Source organism: Phenylobacterium sp. (genome assembly GCF_019636135.1).
Classification (GTDB): Bacteria; Pseudomonadota; Alphaproteobacteria; order Caulobacterales; family Caulobacteraceae; genus Phenylobacterium.
Map to the genome: position 1 here is coordinate 58,733 of NZ_JAHBYD010000001.1, position 17,065 is coordinate 75,797.

At 70.5% G+C, this 17,065-nt stretch carries 16 protein-coding genes; 5 read left to right on the forward strand and 11 right to left on the reverse strand.

The genetic code is table 11. From position 1 onward, the window contains the following. Both KF737_RS00315 and KF737_RS00320 read left to right on the forward strand, forming a co-directional pair. On the forward strand, window positions 1-1,785 hold the full coding sequence (locus tag KF737_RS00315) for an acyl-CoA dehydrogenase C-terminal domain-containing protein (protein ID WP_296448954.1): 1,785 nt from the start codon (window positions 1-3) through the stop codon (window positions 1,783-1,785). Next, window positions 1,785-2,255 carry an OsmC family protein gene (locus KF737_RS00320; RefSeq protein ID WP_296448957.1) on the forward strand — a complete coding sequence of 157 codons (471 nt, stop codon included), beginning with the start codon at window positions 1,785-1,787 and terminating at the stop codon, window positions 2,253-2,255. The genes KF737_RS00315 and KF737_RS00320 overlap by 1 nt, the downstream gene beginning before the upstream one ends. A gap of 405 nt (window positions 2,256-2,660) precedes the next feature. Here the strand turns inward: KF737_RS00320 and KF737_RS00325 are convergent, their stop codons facing one another. The 6 genes from KF737_RS00325 to KF737_RS00350 all read right to left on the reverse strand — a co-directional run bounded on the left by KF737_RS00325 (window position 2,661) and on the right by KF737_RS00350 (window position 8,591). Next, entirely contained in the window at window positions 2,661-3,158 is a 498-nt protein-coding gene (locus KF737_RS00325; RefSeq protein WP_296448960.1) for a GNAT family N-acetyltransferase, read from the reverse strand. A 32-nt stretch (window positions 3,159-3,190) separates the two neighbouring features. Further along, the gene (locus KF737_RS00330) at window positions 3,191-3,604 is read right to left on the reverse strand and encodes a very short patch repair endonuclease (RefSeq protein WP_296448964.1); all 414 of its coding nucleotides are present in this window, start codon (window positions 3,602-3,604) and stop codon (window positions 3,191-3,193) included. Window positions 3,605-3,764: 160 nt separating this feature from the next. Beyond that, entirely contained in the window at window positions 3,765-4,751 is a 987-nt protein-coding gene (gene cysK / locus KF737_RS00335; RefSeq protein WP_296448968.1) for a cysteine synthase A, read from the reverse strand. A 180-nt stretch (window positions 4,752-4,931) separates the two neighbouring features. After that, window positions 4,932-6,098, reverse strand: coding sequence for a DegT/DnrJ/EryC1/StrS aminotransferase family protein (locus tag KF737_RS00340; RefSeq protein ID WP_296448970.1), 1,167 nt, complete (start codon window positions 6,096-6,098; stop codon window positions 4,932-4,934). Window positions 6,099-6,498: 400 nt separating this feature from the next. Next, window positions 6,499-7,746: an amidohydrolase family protein gene (locus KF737_RS00345; protein ID WP_296449507.1), complete on the reverse strand. Its 1,248-nt coding sequence runs from the start codon at window positions 7,744-7,746 to the stop codon at window positions 6,499-6,501. A gap of 107 nt (window positions 7,747-7,853) precedes the next feature. Continuing rightward, window positions 7,854-8,591: a TorF family putative porin gene (locus KF737_RS00350; RefSeq protein ID WP_296448973.1), complete on the reverse strand. Its 738-nt coding sequence runs from the start codon at window positions 8,589-8,591 to the stop codon at window positions 7,854-7,856. A 49-nt stretch (window positions 8,592-8,640) separates the two neighbouring features. Between KF737_RS00350 and KF737_RS00355 the strand changes: the two genes are divergently transcribed. Beyond that, entirely contained in the window at window positions 8,641-9,552 is a 912-nt protein-coding gene (locus KF737_RS00355) for a LysR family transcriptional regulator (protein WP_296448975.1), read from the forward strand. Window positions 9,553-9,556: 4 nt separating this feature from the next. Here KF737_RS00355 and KF737_RS00360 read toward each other — a convergent pair whose 3' ends face one another. The 4 genes from KF737_RS00360 to KF737_RS00375 all read right to left on the reverse strand — a co-directional run bounded on the left by KF737_RS00360 (window position 9,557) and on the right by KF737_RS00375 (window position 13,738). Further along, window positions 9,557-11,140: an AMP-binding protein gene (locus KF737_RS00360; protein WP_296448978.1), complete on the reverse strand. Its 1,584-nt coding sequence runs from the start codon at window positions 11,138-11,140 to the stop codon at window positions 9,557-9,559. Window positions 11,141-11,355: 215 nt separating this feature from the next. Further along, entirely contained in the window at window positions 11,356-11,769 is a 414-nt protein-coding gene (locus tag KF737_RS00365) for a DUF2177 family protein (protein ID WP_296448981.1), read from the reverse strand. A 137-nt stretch (window positions 11,770-11,906) separates the two neighbouring features. Next, window positions 11,907-12,932: a cyclopropane-fatty-acyl-phospholipid synthase family protein gene (locus KF737_RS00370; RefSeq protein ID WP_296448984.1), complete on the reverse strand. Its 1,026-nt coding sequence runs from the start codon at window positions 12,930-12,932 to the stop codon at window positions 11,907-11,909. A 17-nt stretch (window positions 12,933-12,949) separates the two neighbouring features. Next, entirely contained in the window at window positions 12,950-13,738 is a 789-nt protein-coding gene (locus tag KF737_RS00375) for a DUF1295 domain-containing protein (RefSeq protein ID WP_296448987.1), read from the reverse strand. A 144-nt stretch (window positions 13,739-13,882) separates the two neighbouring features. Between KF737_RS00375 and KF737_RS00380 the strand changes: the two genes are divergently transcribed. Both KF737_RS00380 and KF737_RS00385 read left to right on the forward strand, forming a co-directional pair. Then, complete coding sequence (locus tag KF737_RS00380; protein WP_296448990.1) at window positions 13,883-15,220, forward strand: NAD(P)/FAD-dependent oxidoreductase; 1,338 nt, start codon at window positions 13,883-13,885, stop codon at window positions 15,218-15,220. Between the two features lies 1 nt (window position 15,221). Next, on the forward strand, window positions 15,222-16,025 hold the full coding sequence (locus KF737_RS00385; RefSeq protein ID WP_296448993.1) for a DUF1365 domain-containing protein: 804 nt from the start codon (window positions 15,222-15,224) through the stop codon (window positions 16,023-16,025). Between the two features lie 237 nt (window positions 16,026-16,262). Here the strand turns inward: KF737_RS00385 and KF737_RS00390 are convergent, their stop codons facing one another. Then, a complete protein-coding gene (locus KF737_RS00390) occupies window positions 16,263-17,030 on the reverse strand; it encodes a class I SAM-dependent methyltransferase (protein WP_296448996.1) in 768 nt (255 codons plus the stop codon). Window positions 17,031-17,065: the final 35 nt, after the last annotated feature.

Here is a 17,065-nt window from a genome sequence, read left to right on the forward strand (position 1 = left end):
ATGCCCTACCAGGCTCCCGTGCGGGACTACGTCTTCCTGTTGCGCGACGTGCTGCAACTGGAGCGCTACGCCGACCTGCCGGCCTTCGCCGACGCGGCGATGGACACCGTCGAGGCGATCCTGGAGGAGGCGGGCCGGTTCACCGCCGAGGTGCTGGCCCCGCTCAACGGCGTGGGCGACAAGCAGGGCTGCACGTGGAGCCCCGACTTCACGGTCAGGACGCCCGCCGGCTTCAAGGAGGCCTACCGCCAGTTCGTCGACGCCGGCTGGCCGGCGCTGGGGTCGGATCCCGAGTTCGGCGGCCAGGGCCTGCCCCACGTCGTCAACGTCGCCGTCTCCGAGATGAATTCGTCGGCCAACATGGCCTTCGCCATGTACCCGGGCCTGACCCACGGCTGCTATTCGGCGATCCACGTCGGCGGCACGCCCGAGCAGAAGGCGCTCTACCTGCCCAAGCTCAGCTCGTTCCAGTGGGCGGGCACCATGAACCTGACCGAGCCGCACTGCGGCACCGACCTGGGCCTGCTGCGCACCAAGGCCGTCGCTCAGGCCGACGGGACCTACCGCATCTCGGGCCAGAAGATCTGGATTTCGGGCGGCGAGCAGGACCTGACCGAGAACATCGTCCACCTGGTGCTGGCCCGCATCGAGGGCGCGCCGGCCGGCGTGCGCGGCATCAGCCTCTTCATCGTGCCGAAGTTCCTGCCGGACGCGGGCGGCGATCCGGGCGAGCGCAACAGCGTCAAGTGCCTGGGCCTGGAAGAGAAGATGGGCATCCACGGCAACGCCACCTGCGTGATCAGCCACGAGGAGTCGGTCGGCTTCCTGATCGGCGAGGAGAACCAGGGCCTCAAGCTGATGTTCGTGATGATGAACGAGGCGCGGCTGGGCGTGGGCCTGCAGGGGATCGCCCAGGCCGAGGCCGCCTATCAGGCCGCCGCGGAATTCGCGAAGGAGCGGCTGCAGGGCCGCTCGCTCACCGGGCCCAAGAACCCCGACGGACCGGCCGACCCGATCATCGTCCACCCCGATGTGCGCCGCATGCTGATGGACGCCCGCGCCATCGTCGAGGGCGGCCGCGCCTTCATGGCCTGGACCGCGCTGCACGGCGACCTCAGCCACGCGCACCCGGACGAGGCCGTGCGGCAGAAGGGCCGCGACTACATGGCCCTGATGACGCCGGTGGTGAAGGCGTTCCTGACCGACCGCGGCTTCCAGGTCTGCTCCGACGCCATGCAGGTCCACGGCGGCTCGGGCTTCACCGAGCACTTCCCGGTCAGCCAGTACCTGCGCGACGTGCGCATCGCCCTGATCTACGAGGGCACGAACGGGGTGCAGGCGCTGGACCTCGTGGGCCGCAAGCTCGCGGCCGACGGCGGGCGCGGCGTGATGAGCTTCTTCGCCGAGCTGGACGCCTTCGTGACCGGCGAGGTCGACCCCGCCATGAAGCCCTTCACCGAGGGCCTCGCCAAGGCCAAGGGCGAGTTGCAGGAGGCCACCATGTGGCTGATGCAGAACGGGCTCGCCAACCCCGACAACGCCGGCGCCGCATCGACCGACTACCTGCACCTCTTCGGGCTGACGGCGCTGGCTTACATGTGGGCGCTCCAGGCCAGGTCGGCGCTCGGCAAGATCGCCGCCGGCTCGGCCGATCCGTTCTACGAGACCAAGCTCACCGTCGGCCGCTACTACCTGGAACGCGTGCTGCCCGAGACGGCGAGCCGCCTTGCGAAGCTGAAGACGGGCTCGGAGCTCCTGATGAAGCTGCCGGCCGAGGCGTTCTGATGGCCACTTTCCGCGCGACGATCGAGTGGGGCCTGAAGGACGGCGAGGACTTCGCGAACGGCCGCTACAGCCGCGGCCACACGGTGAGCTTCGCCGGGCACGTGGTCCCCGCCACCGCCTCGCCCCACGTCGTCGGCAAGTGGGCCGTGAAGGGCGCGGTCGATCCGGAGGAGATGCTGGTCGCCTCGATCTCCAACTGCCACATGCTCACATTCCTGCACCGCGCGCGTCTGGCCGGTTTCGTGGTCACGCGCTACCGCGACGCCGCCGAGGGCGTGATGGAGAAGACCGCCGAGGGCCGCATGGCGGTCACCCGCGTGACGCTCCATCCCGAGATCGCCTACGACGGCCGCCGCCCCACGCCGGCCGAACGCGACCGCCTGCACCACGAGGCGCACGAAGAGTGCTTCATCGCCAACTCGGTGAAGACGCAGATCACGGTCGAGGACGTGGAGCCGGCGGAGACTTAGCGCCACCCTCCAAAACTCACGTCATGGCCCGGCTTGTCCGGGCCACCCATTGGGCTGTGAGTCGGCTGTCGGGCGCAGCGTCGCCGCGCGCACATGGGTTCTCGGCTCACAGCCCAATGGGTCCCCCGGACAAGCCGGGGGATGACGATCAAGGGGAGGATAGAGCCGCAGGTAGTAGAATGCTTCATCGCCACCTCGGTGAAGACGCGGATCACGGTGGAGGAAGCGGAATCGGCGGAGGTTTGACACCGCACTCTATTGAACGTCATGGCCCGGCTTGTCCGGGCCACCCATTGGGCTGTGAGTCGGTTGGTGAACGCAGCGTCGCCGCCCGCACGTGGCCCCTCGGCTCACAGCCCAATGGGTCCCCCGGACAAGCCGGGGGATGACGTTTCTGGGTGAGGATTAGAGCCGCAGGTAGTAGATCGCCGTGCCGACCAGGCCGCCCTGGGGCTTCAGGGCATAGTCGGGGATCACGCCGGCGCGGACCCAGCCCAGGCTCTCGTACAGCTCCGAGGCGCCGCCCTCGGTCGCGGTGTCGAGGTTGAGCAGCGTGCGGCCGCGCTCGGCGGCGATGCGCTGGGCCTCCAGCATCAGCGCCCGCGCGATCCCGCGGCTGCGGGCGTCCGGATGCACCATCAGCTTCCAGATCTCGCCGCGGAACGGCTGGTTGGGCGGCGTGTCCAGGTAGAGCGTCACCGTGCCCTGGAGCACGTCGCCCTCGAACCCGCCCAGAACGAGGCGGCCGGGATCGGCGACCGCGCCCGACCAGTAGGCCTCGGCGCCGCCCGGCGGCACCGGGTCCATGAAGTGCACCGACCCCCCGGCCGCCACTGTCCTCTCCAGGATCTCGGCGAGTCGGGGCACGGCGGCGGCGTCCAGCGGTCGGATGTCCAGTGTCATGGCCGCAGCATCGCGACCGCCGGGCGGGGCCGTCAACGCGCGGCGAGCAACGCGGCGAGCCGCGCCTCCAGCACTGCCGCATCCTTGAGCTCGCACTCCCAGATCACCTCGGCGCGCCAGCCCGCAGCCTCGAGCGCGGCGAGGTTGCGCACGTCCCGCGCCCGGTTGCGCTCCACCTTGGCCACCCAATAGTCCCGGTTCTGCTGCGGCACGCGCGCGCCGCGCGCGCAGTCGTGGCCGTGCCAGAAGCAGCCGTGCACGAAGATCGCCAGCCGGCGGCCCGGCAGCACGATGTCCGGATTGCCGGGCAGGTCCTTGCGGTGCAGCCGGTAGCGCGCGCCGAGCTTCGTCAGCGCCTTGCGCACCTTGAGCTCGGGCGACGTGTCGCGCCCTTTCACCCGCCGCATGACGGCCGAGCGCTTCTCCGGCCCGTAGACGTCGGTCACCTGCCCGGCCCGCGCCGCGGGGAGGGGGGACCATCGGCCAAAGGGCGGATGGCGGGAGGGGCGGGATCAAGCACCGAGGTGTCGGCTCGCCCCCTCCACCACTCGCTCTTCGCTGCGCTCGGCGAGCGGTTCCCCTCCCCCGCTGCGCGTGGGAGGCAGGTCACAGCCCGTCGAACAGAGGGGTCGAGATATAGCGTTCGGCGAAGCTCGGGATGATGGCCACCACCAGCTTGCCGGCCATGTCGTCGCGGCTGGCCACGTCGAAGGCCGCGACCAGCGCCGCGCCCGAGGAGATGCCGACCGGGATGCCCTCGTCCCTGGCGATGCGGCGCGCCATCTGGAAGGCGTCGTCGTTGGCCACCTGGACCACTTCGTCGATCGCCCCGCGGTCCAGGATCGAGGGCACGAAGCCCGCGCCGATGCCCTGGATCGGGTGCGGGCCGGGCGGGCCGCCCGACAGCACCGGCGAGGCCTGCGGCTCGACGGCGATCATCCTGACGGACGGCTTGCGCGCCTTCAGCACCTGGCCGACGCCGGTGATCGTGCCGCCGGTGCCGACGCCCGAGACCACCGCGTCGACGCGGCCGTCGGTGTCGTTCCAGATCTCCTCGGCCGTCGAGACCTTGTGGATCAGCGGGTTGGCGGCGTTGTCGAACTGCTGCGGCATCACCGCGCCGGGCGTCGCCTCGACGATCTCCTTCGCGCGGGCGACGGCGCCCACCATGCCCTTCTCGCGCGGGGTCAGCTCCAGCCTGGCGCCCAGGATGACCAGCATCTTGCGGCGTTCGAGCGACATGCTCTCGGGCATGACCAGGATGATCTTGTAGCCCTTGGCCGCGGCCACGAAGGCCAGCGCGATGCCGGTGTTGCCGGACGTCGGCTCCACGATCGTGCCGCCGGGCTTCAGGACGCCCTGGGCTTCCAGGGCCTCGATCATCGCCACGCCGATGCGGTCCTTCACCGAGGCGAGCGGATTGAAGAACTCCAGCTTGGCGACCACCTCGCCCTTCGGCTTCAGCGCCGCGGTGAGGTGCGGCAGCTTCACCAGCGGCGTGTCGCCGATCAGGTCGAGCACGGAGTCGTAGATCTTGCCCCGGCCGGAGCGGCGGTAGCGCGCGGCGTCATAGCCTTTGTCGGTGGTGTCCATGGATGGACCTCTGGGTTGTCGGCTGCCCTTGTGGGCGCGAAACTAGGCCCACTTTGCGAAGGTCGCCAGCGCCCGCGTGAGGCTCGCCCCATGCCGTTCCTCGACCCCGCCGACATCGAGCCCTCGCGCGCTGACGGACGGCAGGGCGGTCGTGGCCGACCGGCGCCGAGGGGATGACAGCTATTGGGTGATGTTCCGCTTCACGTGGTTGCGGATGGCGGCGGTGATGCGGTCCTGGGTTTCGGGGTCCAGGTAGGCGTGCATCGGGAGCGCGAGCACCTTACCGGCCGCGGCTTCGGTGACGGGCAGGCCGCCGGGCTGGGGGTAGTGGCTGTAGGGCGCCTGCCGGTGCAGCGGCACGGGATAGTAGACGGCGGTGGGCACGCCTTCGGCGCGCAGGTGGGCGGCCAGGCCGTCGCGGTCGTCGGTCTCGATGACGTACTGGGCCCAGACCGAGCGGCCGCCGTCGATCACCGGCGGCACGCGGACGACGTCGCCGAGGTGGTCGGCATAGCGGGCGGCGACCCTGTTCCGAGCTTCGATCTCGTCGGCGAAGATGGTCAGCTTCTGGAGCAGGACCGCGGCCTGGATCGTGTCCATGCGGCTGTTCAGGCCGACGCGCATGTTCAGGTACTTCGGGTCATGGTCGAAGGTGCGGCCTTCGAGGTCGGACGCCACCGCCTGGCCGTGGACCCGCAGGCTGACCAGCAGGTCGTGCAGGCGGGCGTCCTTCGACAGCACCGCGCCGCCGTCGCCGTAGCAGCCGAGCGGCTTAGCCGGGAAGAAGCTGGTGGTCGTGACGTCGGCCCAGTGGAGCGGGTGCTTGCCCCCCAGCGTGCAGCCGAAGCCCTGGGCGGAGTCGGAGATCAGCTTCAGTCCGTACCGGTCCGTAACAGTCTTGATCGCGGGGTAGTCGGCGGGCTGGCCGAAGAGGTCGACCGCGATGACGGCCCGCGGCGTGAGCTTGCCTTCGGCGAGGACGGCGGCGATCGCCGCGTCCAGCCTGGCCGGGTCGATGTTGTAGGTGTCGGGCAGGACGTCGACGAAGACGGGCGACGCGCCGACCAGCGCAACGGCCTCGGCGGTGGCGGCGAAGGTGAAGCTGGGGCAGAAGACGGCGTCGCCCGGGCCGATCCCCCAGGCCATGAGCGGCAGCACCAGCGCCTCGGTGCCCGAGCCGCAGGAGAGCGCGTGCGGCGCCTGGCCGAAGGCGGCGAGCTCGGCTTCGAACCGGGCGATCTCGGGGCCCATGACGTAGGCGCCCGAGCGAACCACCTTGAGGATCGCGTCTTCCAGCGGCTGGCCCAGGCGGGCGCGCTGGGCGGCGAGGTCGATGAACGGAATCATGGGCGCGGCTTATGCCCGCCGGTTGCGGCGGGACCAAGACACGGATGGTTTCGCTTGATTTCCCTCCCTTGATGGGGAGGGACAGCTCGCCGCGAGGCGAGCAGGGTGAGGGAGTCGCATTCGAAACGCCGGGGGTGAGGTCTCAGACAATCCCTGCGCGTCGGCGCCTGGACAACACCGCCTCACCCTGGCCGCTTCGCGGCCTGTCCCTCCCCATCAAGGGAGGGCAATCGCATATGGATGCGGGCGGCCGAAAGGCCGTCAGTCGAACCGCGGAGATCGCGGAGATACGCAGAGGATTCCCGTGGATCCGCGACCCTCTCTGCGGGTCTCTGCGATCTCTGCGGTTCAAGAATCGGGCGGACGAGCCGCCCACAAACCATATGCGATCGCCCTGCCATCAAGGGAGGGAAGGGCCCTTGTGGACCACGCCGCCCTTCATGACGAAGCCGACCTTCGTCAGGATCGTCACGTCCTTCAGCGGGTCGCCCTGGACGGCGATCAGGTCGGCGCTGTGGCCGGGCGTCAGCGAGCCGGCGTCGGCCGAGATCTGCAGGTGGTCGGCGGCGTTGACGGTGGCGGCCTGGATCGCCTCCAGCGGGGTCAGGCCGGCCTTCACCAGCAGGGCGAACTCGCCGGCGTTGTCGCCGTGGGCCGAGACGCCGGTGTCGGTGCCGAACGCGATCTTCACGCCGCCCTCGTGGGCGCGCCGCGCCATGTCGAGCATCTTCGGGCCGGCCTCCAGCGCCTTGGCCGACTGGGCGGGGGTGAGGAAGTTGTCCGGCCCCGAGGCCACCCGGTAGACGAAATCGCCCGCCATCAGGGTCGGGACCAGGTAGGCGCCGTTCTTCCGGAAGAGGGCGATGGAGTCCTTGTCGAGGTAGGTGCCGTGCTCGATGGAGTCGCCGCCGGCCTTCAGGAAGGCGTTGATGCCGTCCAGGCCGTGGGCGTGGGCGGTGACGCGGCGGCCCATGCGGTGGGCGGTGTCGACGATGGCGGCCAGCTCGTCGTCGCTGAACTGCTGGGCCAGGCCCGCGGCGGTGTTGGAGAGCACGCCGCCGGTGGCGGTGATCTTGATCACGTCGGCGCCCTTCTGGACCTGCTGGCGCACGGCGCGGCGGCAGTCGTCGGCGCCCGAGCAGACGGAGTTCGGCCGCAGGAGCTCCAGGATGTCCCACCGGAAGCCGTTCGCGTCGCCGTGGCCGCCATGCACCGAGATGGCCGAGCCCGCGGCGACGATCCGCGGGCCGGGCACGTCGCCGAGCGCTATCGCCTTGCGCAGCGCGAAGATGGCGTCGTCGTCGGCCCCCAGGTCGGCGACGGTGGTGAAGCCGGCCAGCAAGGTCCTCTTCGCGTAGCGGGCGCCGACCAGGGCCTGCTCGGCCGAGGACTGCGTCACCTCCTCGATCCGGGAATTGGGGTTCTGCTGGCCGGTGAGGTGGACGTGGCTGTCGATCAGGCCGGGCAGGACGAAGGCGTCCTTCAGGTCCACGACCTTGCCGCCGGGCTCGGAGACGTAGCCGTCGGCGATGCGCGCCACCTTGCCGCCCTGGATCACCAGGGTCTTGTTCATCTCGACCTTGCCCGACGCCGGGTCGACCAGGACGCGTCCGGCCTGCACGAAGGTGGCCGGCTGGCTCTGCGGGATCGCCGGCGTGGCGACGGCGAAGGCCGCGAGCGCGGCGAGGAGAAGCTGTTTCACGGGCGGCCCCCAAAGAACGTTTCGGGGACCTTAGAGGCAGAGTCGGGGCCGCGTCACCGCCTGCGCTCAGGGAACAGGATCAGCGGCAGGACGGCCGTGACCGCGCCGGTCACCGCGGGTCGGCAGATCTTCGGGGTGAAGCCGCATTCGCGCGGCGTGAGGTCGGTGTCCTGGTACGTCGTCCCGAAGATGAGATGCTTCCAGCGCAGTTCGGCGCCGAAGCTCCAGTAGGTGCGGTCGGGGCGCCGCCCGGAGGCCTGATGGCCCGCCAGCGCCTTCAGGGTCACGCCCCGGCCCAGCGCATAGTCCGCCCCGCCCTCGACACGCCAGACCTGGCCCGCGCCGTAGGAGCCCTCGGGGACGTAGGTGGCGAGGCCGGTCAGCGTCAGCGGGCCTTCCCTGCGGATCAGCGAGACGCCGCCCTGGACGAAGTTCAGCGTCGGGCCGGGCGTGCGGTCGTCGGGGAAGACGCTGGCGAGCGCCTGGAGCTTCAGGTCGGTCTTGCCGTCGAGCTTCAGCGTCTTGCCGCCGTAGACGTCTAGCTCGTAGCTGGGGCTCTGGGCGTAGCCGTAGTCGACCTCGGTGGCGAAGACGCCGGCGTACCAGCCGTCCGGGCGGAAGTGGTGGAGCACGCCCTGGACGACGGGGCGGTTCTGCGAGCTGGAGACGCCCTGGTAGCGGTAGTCCGAGGTGAGCGTCACCTGCGAATAGAGCCCCGACTGCGCGTGGGCAGCCGGGGCGAGGAGCGCCATCGCGACAAGGGCGGCGGCGGGGAGCGCGGCGTGTTTCATGCCGCGGACGGTGGCGCTTCCGCATGTTCAGGCGTACTGAATTCGCTGAATGAGTGATATCGATCTGAATAAACTCAGGCGGCTGGACGGCGGCTTGCTGCTGGTCCTCCAGGGCTTGTTGCAGATGGGTCGCGCCAGCCTCGTCGCGGAGCGGCTGGGGCTTTCGCAGCCGGCCGTGAGCCACGCGCTCGCGCGCCTCCGCGATCTGTTCGACGACCCGCTGTTCGTGCGGCGGCCGCACGGGCTGGAGCCCACGCGCCGGGCGCTGGAACTGAGGCCTCGGGTCGAGGCGCTGATCCGGATGGCCGGGGACGTGCTGAGCGACGGGTCGGGCTTCGACCCGGCCACCAGCGACCGCATCTTCCGCATCGCCGTGCCCGAGTTCGTGGCCGCCCTGATCGGCGCGGGCCTGATCAACCGGCTGAAGGACGTCGCGCCAGGGGTCTCGTTCGCCCTGGATCACCTGTCGGAGGAAGACATCCTGCGGCCGTTGCGGCTGGGCGACGGTGAGTTCGCGATCGGCCGCTTCGGTGCGGCGCGGGCGGGCTACACTGTCGAGCCGTTCCTGGAGGACTATTGGTGCGCGGTGGCGCGGGCCGACCATCCCGACCTCGCGGGCGGCGCGCTGACCCTCGAGCGTTGGCGCAACATCGGCCACGTCTTCGCCTGGAGCCCCAGCGAGACCGGCCAGAAGCCGACGATGGAGCCGGTGCCCGACATGGTGATGCGCGCCGCCGTCCCCGGCTGGCTGACGGCGCTCCTCATGGTGGCCTCGACCGACGCCATCGCCACGGTCCCGCGCCGGCTGGCCGACCGTCATGCGTCCAAGCTGGGCCTCCAGGTGCTGGACCTGCCGTTCCTGCCCGAACGGTTCGCCGTCTCGGTGATGCGCCGCGCGGGCGTGGTCGACGCCGGGGCCGACTGGTTCCTGGGCGAGGTGCGCGCCGCGGCCGGGGTCTGAGCCGTCAGATCTGCCGCGCGCGGCCTTCCCAGTACGGCGCGCGGACCTTGCCACGCTGGACCTTGCCGGCCTCCGAGCGCGGCAGTTCGGTCACGAAGTCGAGGCTGCGCGGGACCTTGAAGCTGGGCAGCGAGCGCCGGGCGAAATCGAGGATCTCCTGCGCCAGCGCTTCGGAGGGCTGGTGGCCGGGCTTCAGCAGGATCACCGCCTTCACCTGCTCGCCCCACTCGTCGTGCGGGACGCCGACGGTCGAGGAGTCGGCGACGGCGTCGTGCTTGATGAGCTCGTTGTCGACCTCCTGCGGATAGATGTTGACCCCGCCGGAGATGATCGTCTCGGCGCTGCGGCCGGTGAGGAACAGGTAGCCGTCGTCGTCGAAGTAGCCCATGTCGCCCATGGTGAAGTAGTCGCCGACGCGCGACGCCTGGGTCTTCTTCTCGTCCTTGTAGTAGGTGAAGCCGCCGCCGGGCGGGAGCTGGTGGTAGATGGTCCCGGCCACGTTCGGCGGGCATTCGTTCCCGGCCTCGTCGAGGATCTTGGAGCCGAGGAGCTCCGGCTTCCTGCCCACCGAGCCCGGCTTCTTCAGCCACTCGTGGCTGTCGATCAGGAAGCCCGCGCCGCCCTCGGAGCCGGCGTAGTATTCGCTGAGCACCGGGCCGAACCATTCGATCATGGCGTGCTTCACCTCGGGCGGGCAGGGCGCCGCGCCGTGGATCAGGTACTTCACCGAAGAGACGTCGTACTGCGCCCGGACCTGGGGCGGCAGCGCCAGCAGCCGCTGGAACATGATCGGCACCAGGTGCAGGTGGCTGACCTCGTGGTCGTGGATGGCCCGCAGCGTCGCCTCGGAGTCCCACTTGTCGAGGAAGACCAGGGTCGCGCCGGCGCCCATGGAGAAGCCGACGTCGAAGGCCAGCGGGGCGGCGTGATAGGCCGGCCCCGCGCAGAGCTGCACCGAGCGGGCGTCGTAGCCGCGCAGGGCGTAGATGCCGGTGACCGGCACGACCGGGGCCGCGCGCCAGACGCCCTTGGGCCGGCCGGTGGTGCCGGACGTGTAGAGCATCTGGTTGCCCAGGACGGGATCGTCGATGTCGGCCGCGTCGAAGCCGGCCAGCGCCGCGTCGTAGTCCTGGAAGCCCTCGACGCCGCCGCCCGCGGCGACCTTCGCGCGCAGGCCCGGCGCCTGGGCCGCGGCCGGGCCGCAGGCGGCCACGCGCGCCTCGCCGAAGACGGCCTTCGCCTCGCAGTCGTTCAGGATGTAGGCGATCTCGTCGGCCGTGAGGTGCCAGTTGACCGGCGTCAGGCGGAAGCCGCCGCGGCGGCACGCGGCCCAGACCTCGATGAACTCGTGGCGGTTGGACATCACGATGGCGACCGCGTCGCCGGCCGCGAGGCCCGCGCCGCGCAGCAGCCGCACGATCCGGTTCGCCCGGGCGTTGAGCTCAGCGTAGGTGATAGCGGTCCCGTCAGGGTCGACGACGGCGGTCTTGTCGGGCTGCAGGCTGGCCCACATCGCCGTGGTCATGCCGGTGGCGGCCGCGGCGTCCGGATCGGTCAGCCACGCGGCCCGCGCCATCACTTCGCTCATCCTGTTTCCTCCGCGCCGGTGTCATTCCCGATCTTCGAAAAAGACTTTGGCACGGCCTGCCTCCCCTGCGAAGCGGGGGAGGGGGACCACTCGCCGAAGAGCGAGTGGTGGAGGGGGCGAGAGCCGCCTTTGAGTCCAGCCACGCCCCTTCCACCATCGGCTCTTCGCTACGCTCGGCCGACGGTCCCCCTTCCCCGTGAACGGGGAAGGCAGGCCTACGCCGCCTTGATCCGCCGGAACACGAAGCCGCCCACCGTAGCGCCGACCGCGGTCAGGAACGTGCCCCAGGCGACGTCGGCGAGGGTGATGTGGGTGGCCCAGACCTTCAGCGTCGCCTGGTTGGTGAGGTCGTAGGTGGCGTAGCACATGGCGCCCAGGAGGCCGCCGGTGACGGTGGTCTGCAATAGCGGCCGGTCGCGGTTGGGCCAGATCGCTAGCGCCAGGATGCCCAGGATGTAGGCCAGGTAGAAGGCGATGGCGGCCGGGAAGTCGACGGGGTCGTCGATCGGCCGCAGCACCTCGTCGAGCGTCGGGTGATAGACGCTCGGCCCGATCTGCGAGAGCCAGACGTAATCCACCGCCGCGAAGGCGACCGCGGTGGCGAGATAGGTGGCGATCAGTCTGAGCATTGCTGTTTCCCCCGTTCCCCTTGGATCGTCATGGCCGGGCTTGTCCCGGCCATCCATGAACACGACCTCACCGGCCTACCTTCGACGCCCGCGCGTATGGATCCCCGGGACAGGCCCGGGGATGACGAGCAAAGGGGCTAGGCGGGCCTCAGCCTGTAGTGGCTCACGCCCCATTCCGTGCCGCCGCGGTGGCCGAAGAGGCCGGCGGTGGCCAGGAAGAAGAGGCGCCAGCGGCGATGCCACAGGGTGGCGTCCCTGCCGTAGACGGCCTCCAGCGTGGGCCGGATCCTGTCGATGTTGCGGTCGTAGGCCTCCAGCCAGTGGAGCGCCGTCTTCTCGTAGTGGGTCCCGCTCCAGCGCCAGTCCTGCTCGACCTCGAACAGGTCGGGGAACTGGGCCATCAGGCCGTGGCTGGGCATGACGCCGCCCGAGAAGAAGTGCTTCCCGATCCAGTCGGCCTCGTCGTCGACGTCGAAGCGGTAGGGCGTGGTCCGGTGCGTGAAGACGTGGATGAAGAGGCGGCCGTCGGGCTTCAGCCAGGTCTTCACCCGGCCCAGGAGGGCGCGCCAGTTCGACATGTGCTCGAACATCTCGACCGAGACGACGCGGTCGAATTCGCCGGGCGCTTCGAAGTCGTTCATGTCGCAGGTGACGACCTCGAGGTTCGACAGGCCCCGCTCCTGCGCGCGGGCCATGATGAAGGCCTTCTGGCTGGCCGAGTTCGAGACCGAGGTGATGCGGGCGTTCGGATAGGCCCTGGCCATCCAGAGCGAGAGCGAGCCCCAGCCGCAGCCGAGCTCCAGGATCCGCTGGCCGTCGGCCAGGTCGGCGTGCTCGGCGGTCTCCTTCAGCGCATGCTCCTCGGCCTCGCGGATGGTGTCGCCGGGGTTCCTGTAGAGGCAGGACGAGTACTTGAGCTGTGGGCCGAGACAGTGGAGGAAGAAGTCGGCGGGGACCTCGTAGTGCTGGGCGTTGGCCGCATCGGTGTGGATGGCGATCGGATGCTCGGCCATGTCGCGGGCGAAGGCGGCTTCCGTGCCGGCGCCGGCCTTGGCGTGTTCGCGGCGCGCATTGGCGACCAGCAGGCGGATCGCGGTCTTGCGCACGATGTCGGGAAGCGGCGCGCCTTCGAAGGTGTCGATGGTGAACGAGATCAGACTCATACGGGAACTCGGGGTCCTCAGCGTTTCGGGGGCGACGGGAAGAATACGGAGACGCGGGCCTGATAGCTGCGGAACCTGTCGCCGCGCGACTTCAGCATCTGGGCTTCCAGCGGCGGGACGCCCGAGACGTAGCGGAGCAGGCCGAACATGACGAGCGGGGCGGCGAGGCTGAGCCAGGTGAGCGGTTGGGCCGGATCGAGGGCGATGGCCGGGTAGGCGAGCCAGCCCATCCACTGGAAGAAGTAGTTCGGGTGGCGCGACCAGGCCCAGAGGCCCCGGTCCATGACCCGGCCCTTGTTCTCGGGGTTGGCGCGGAAGGCCTTCATCTGTCCGTCGGAGAGCCCCTCGCCGACGATGGCGGCCAGGAAGATCGCGACCGCCAGGGCGTCGCGCCAGCCCAGCGGGCCGGGCGCGCGGGCGGCCAGGATGACGGAGAGCGACAGCAGCGCCGTCGCCGGCGCCTGCGGCAGGGTCACGAACAGCATGCGGCTGGCGTACCTGTCGCCGAAGTCCTTGCGGAAGGCGGCGTAGCGGCTGTCCTCGGGATGGCCCGCCACGCGCGGCGTCAGGTAGGCGCCGAGGCGCAGGGCCCAGATCGCCATGAAGGCCGCCACCAGCCAGCGCCGCTCGGGCGGCGACCCGGCGCCGAAGCCGCAGAGGGCCGCCGCCGCCAGCGTGATCCCCGTGCCCCACGTCCAGAAGACGTCGGTCCAGCCGCCGTTCCCACGCGCCACCCCGAACGCCCAGGCCGCGACCATGACCACGAGCATGGCGCCCAACACGCCCAGCACCAGTTGAAACAGCATCCGCCCTCCGCCAGCCCGCGGATACCAGCATGATCCGGCGCGCGACGCATCCGGTGCTGTGACGAAGCCGTAGCCTTTGCTAAGCAGTCCGGCGTCGGGAAGCACGCCGGGGTCGGTTGCGTGCAGAGAGGTGGAAGCGGCGGCATGAGTGCGAATGAGCGGCTGAGCGTGGCCGTGGTCGGCGCCGGCGTGGCGGGGCTCTCGGCGGCGTGGCTGCTGTCGGAACGTCACGACGTCACCCTGTTCGAGGCCGATTCCCGCCTGGGCGGCCACGCCAACACGGCCGAGGCGCCCGGCCGCGCCGGCCCGGTGCCGGTCGACACCGGCTTCATCGTCTACAACGAGGGCAACTACCCCAACTTCACGGCGCTGCTGGAGCACCTGGGCGTGCCCAGCCTCTATGCCGACATGTCGCTCTCGGTGTCGCTGGACGACGGGGCGTTCGAATATTCGAGCTTCGGGATCGCCGGCATCTTCGCCCAGAAGCGCAACGCGCTCTCGCCGCGGTTCTGGCGGCTCCTGGCCGACATCACCCGCTTCTTCCGCACGGCCGAGCGCGACCTGCCCGAGCTGGAGAGCAAGGCCACGTCGCTCGGCGACTACCTGCGTTCGAAGGGCTACGGCGACGCCTTCCGCGACGACCACCTGCTGCCGCAGGCGGCGGCCATCTGGTCGACGCCGCTGGACCAGATCGTCGCCTATCCGGCCGCCTCGCTGATCCGGTTCTTCCTGAACCACGGCATGATGACCATCACCGGTCGGGGCCTCTGGCGCACGGTCGAGGGCGGCAGCCGGGCCTATGTCGCCAAGCTGGCGGAAGCGTTCCACGGCGAGGTGCGCAAGGGCGTGCGCGTGGCCGGCGTCCGCCGCGACGCCAACGGCGCCGAGGTGCGACTGGCCGGCGGCGCGCGCGAACGGTTCGACCAGGTGGTGATCGCCACCCACGGCGACACGGCGCTCACGCTGCTGGAGGATCCGACGCCGGACGAGCAGCGCCTGCTGGGCTGTTTCAAGTACAGCCGCAACATGATCGCGCTGCACACCGACCGCGTGCTGATGCCCAGGCGCAGGCGCGCCTGGACGAGCTGGAACCATATCGGTTCCCGCAGCGCGCCGGGCGAGGGCGCCTGCACCTACTGGATGACGCGGCTTCAGAGCCTCAGGAACGCGCCCGACATCTTCTGCACGCTGAACCCCAACAAGGAGATCGCGGCGGACAAGCTGATCCGCACCGAGGTCTACGAGCACCCGCTGTTCGACGGCGCGGCGATCGCGGCGCAGCGCGAGTTCTGGGACATCCAGGGCGTGCGGCGGACGTGGTTCTGCGGGTCGTATCTGGGCCACGGCTTCCATGAGGACGCGCTGCAGTCGGGCCTGGCGGTGGCCGAGCAACTGGGCGGCGTGCGCCGGCCCTGGACCGTCGAGAACGAGAGCGGCCGCATCCACGTGTGCGAGCCCGATCTGGCGGAAGAGGCGGCCTGACGTGTCCGCCCCAGGTTGGAAATCGGGGCTCTATCCGGGGATCGTGACCCACGCGCGGCTGAAGCCTCGCGTGCATAAGCTGCGCTACCGCATCTTCATGCTGCTGCTCGACCTGGACGAACTGGCGGCGCTGGACCGGGGGCTGAGGCTGTTCTCCCTGAAGGGCTTCAACCTCACCGGCTTCCGCGAGCGCGCGCACGGCGACGGCTCGGCGGTTCCGCTGAAGGCGCAGGTGGAGGCGCAGCTCGCCGCGGCGGGCGTCGCGCACGGTGGGCCGGTCCGGATGCTGGCGATGCCGCGGATACTGGGGACGGGCTTCAACCCGCTCACTGTCTACTACTGCCACCGGGCGGACGGGGCGCTCTCGGCTATCCTGTACGAGGTAAACAACACCTTCGGCGAAAGGCACAGCTACCTCATCCCTGCAGATGATGCGCCCGTGGTGAAGCAGGCCTGCGAGAAGGGCTTCTACGTCTCGCCCTTCATGGACATGGAGCTCAGCTACGCGTTCCGCATGCGCCCGCCCCTCTCCGGGGAATCGGGCGAGCAGGTGCAGGTCTTCGTCGACGTGGACGACGCCGAGGGCCGGGTGCTGGCGGCGGGCTTCACCGGCGTGCGCCAGGACCTCACCGACCGCAACCTCCTCCGCGCCTGGCTGACGCACCCCTGGATGACGCTCGGCGTGCTGGGCGCGATCCACTGGGAAGCGCTCTTCATCTGGCTCAAGGGCGAAAAGATCCGCACCCGCCCGCCGAAACCGCAATGGGCCGTGACGGTCGTGACGCCCGCGAAGCTTGCGGCCTGAGCTTCTCACCTCCCCCACTGCGGCAGCGACGGCGGGAGGGGGACCGTTCGCCGATCCCGGCCTTGGGCCGGGAGAAGAGCGAATGGTGGAGGGGGCGAGCTTCATCCGCAGCATCAAGTCCGCCCGGTCGACCCGCCGAGCCTGAGGCTCGCCCCCTCCACCACCCGCTCTACGGCCTGCGGCCTCGGCGGGCGGTCCCCCTCCCGCCACTGCTGCCGCAGTGGGGGAGGTGAAAGGTCAGGTCTTACGGAACACCTGGATCGCGCCGACGCCGCCGAGTTCGATCGGGTCGCGGTCGCGGACGAGGCCGGCGGCGGCGGCCGGCGGTTCGGGGTCGGTCCACCAGTAGGTGAGGCGCTCGGCGCTCTTCCGGACGATGCGCCCGGCGGCGTCGGCCACGGCGTATTCGATCACCTGGTCGAGGCGGCCCACGCCTTCGCGGAAGCGGCGCTCGCGGACGAAGAGCAGCAGCCGGCGGCCGTCCTCGAGGGCGAGCTCCATCACCGGCCGCGACGGATCGGCCGGGCCGGGCAGGCGCATGATGTCGGGCTTGGGCAGGTGGAAGGCGGCGAGGCCGCCGGGGCCCAGGTGCCGCGCGGCGGTGGCGAAGGTGTTCCGCCAGGCCGCGCCGCCCGGCACGTGCGCGAGGGTGAAGAACGGGCAGATCACCAGGTCGAAGGCGCGCTTCAGGTCGAGCGCCGTCATGTCACCGCGGACGAGCTGCGCGCGGGCGCGGACGCCCGGCGCGAGCGCCTCGATGCGCGCGCGGCCCTGGGCCAGCATCGCCGGCGAGATGTCGACGCCGGTGACGTCGTGGCCGCGGGCGGCGAGCGCGGCGGTCAGGCGGCCGGTCCCGGCGCCGAGCTCCAGGATCGCGCCCTCCGGTGGGGCGAGGCCGGCATAGACCTGCTCGTCGCCCACGAGCGTGGGGTCGGCCGCGGTGACGCGATCGTAGAAGGCGGCGCTCAGGCTGCCGGCCGCATAGTAGGGCGCCACCTTCGCCATCGCCTGCGTTGTGCCGCCCCCGTTGCGCCGGATCA

What these genes read in the sequence shown, in the direction of transcription:
- KF737_RS00320 (WP_296448957.1), top strand. Translation starts at nt 1,785, where the DNA reads ATGGCCACTTTCCGCGCGACGATCGAGTGGGGCCTGAAGGACGGCGAG.
- KF737_RS00340 (WP_296448970.1), bottom strand. Translation starts at nt 6,098, where the DNA reads ATGATTCCGTTCATCGACCTCGCCGCCCAGCGCGCCCGCCTGGGCCAG.
- KF737_RS00355 (WP_296448975.1), top strand. Translation starts at nt 8,641, where the DNA reads ATGAGTGATATCGATCTGAATAAACTCAGGCGGCTGGACGGCGGCTTG.
- cysK (WP_296448968.1), bottom strand. Translation starts at nt 4,751, where the DNA reads ATGGACACCACCGACAAAGGCTATGACGCCGCGCGCTACCGCCGCTCC.
- KF737_RS00380 (WP_296448990.1), top strand. Translation starts at nt 13,883, where the DNA reads ATGAGTGCGAATGAGCGGCTGAGCGTGGCCGTGGTCGGCGCCGGCGTG.
- KF737_RS00350 (WP_296448973.1), bottom strand. Translation starts at nt 8,591, where the DNA reads ATGAAACACGCCGCGCTCCCCGCCGCCGCCCTTGTCGCGATGGCGCTC.
- KF737_RS00375 (WP_296448987.1), bottom strand. Translation starts at nt 13,738, where the DNA reads ATGCTGTTTCAACTGGTGCTGGGCGTGTTGGGCGCCATGCTCGTGGTC.
- KF737_RS00365 (WP_296448981.1), bottom strand. Translation starts at nt 11,769, where the DNA reads ATGCTCAGACTGATCGCCACCTATCTCGCCACCGCGGTCGCCTTCGCG.
- KF737_RS00325 (WP_296448960.1), bottom strand. Translation starts at nt 3,158, where the DNA reads ATGACACTGGACATCCGACCGCTGGACGCCGCCGCCGTGCCCCGACTC.
- KF737_RS00390 (WP_296448996.1), bottom strand. Translation starts at nt 17,030, where the DNA reads ATGGCGAAGGTGGCGCCCTACTATGCGGCCGGCAGCCTGAGCGCCGCC.
- KF737_RS00360 (WP_296448978.1), bottom strand. Translation starts at nt 11,140, where the DNA reads ATGAGCGAAGTGATGGCGCGGGCCGCGTGGCTGACCGATCCGGACGCC.
- KF737_RS00370 (WP_296448984.1), bottom strand. Translation starts at nt 12,932, where the DNA reads ATGAGTCTGATCTCGTTCACCATCGACACCTTCGAAGGCGCGCCGCTT.
- KF737_RS00315 (WP_296448954.1), top strand. Translation starts at nt 1, where the DNA reads ATGCCCTACCAGGCTCCCGTGCGGGACTACGTCTTCCTGTTGCGCGAC.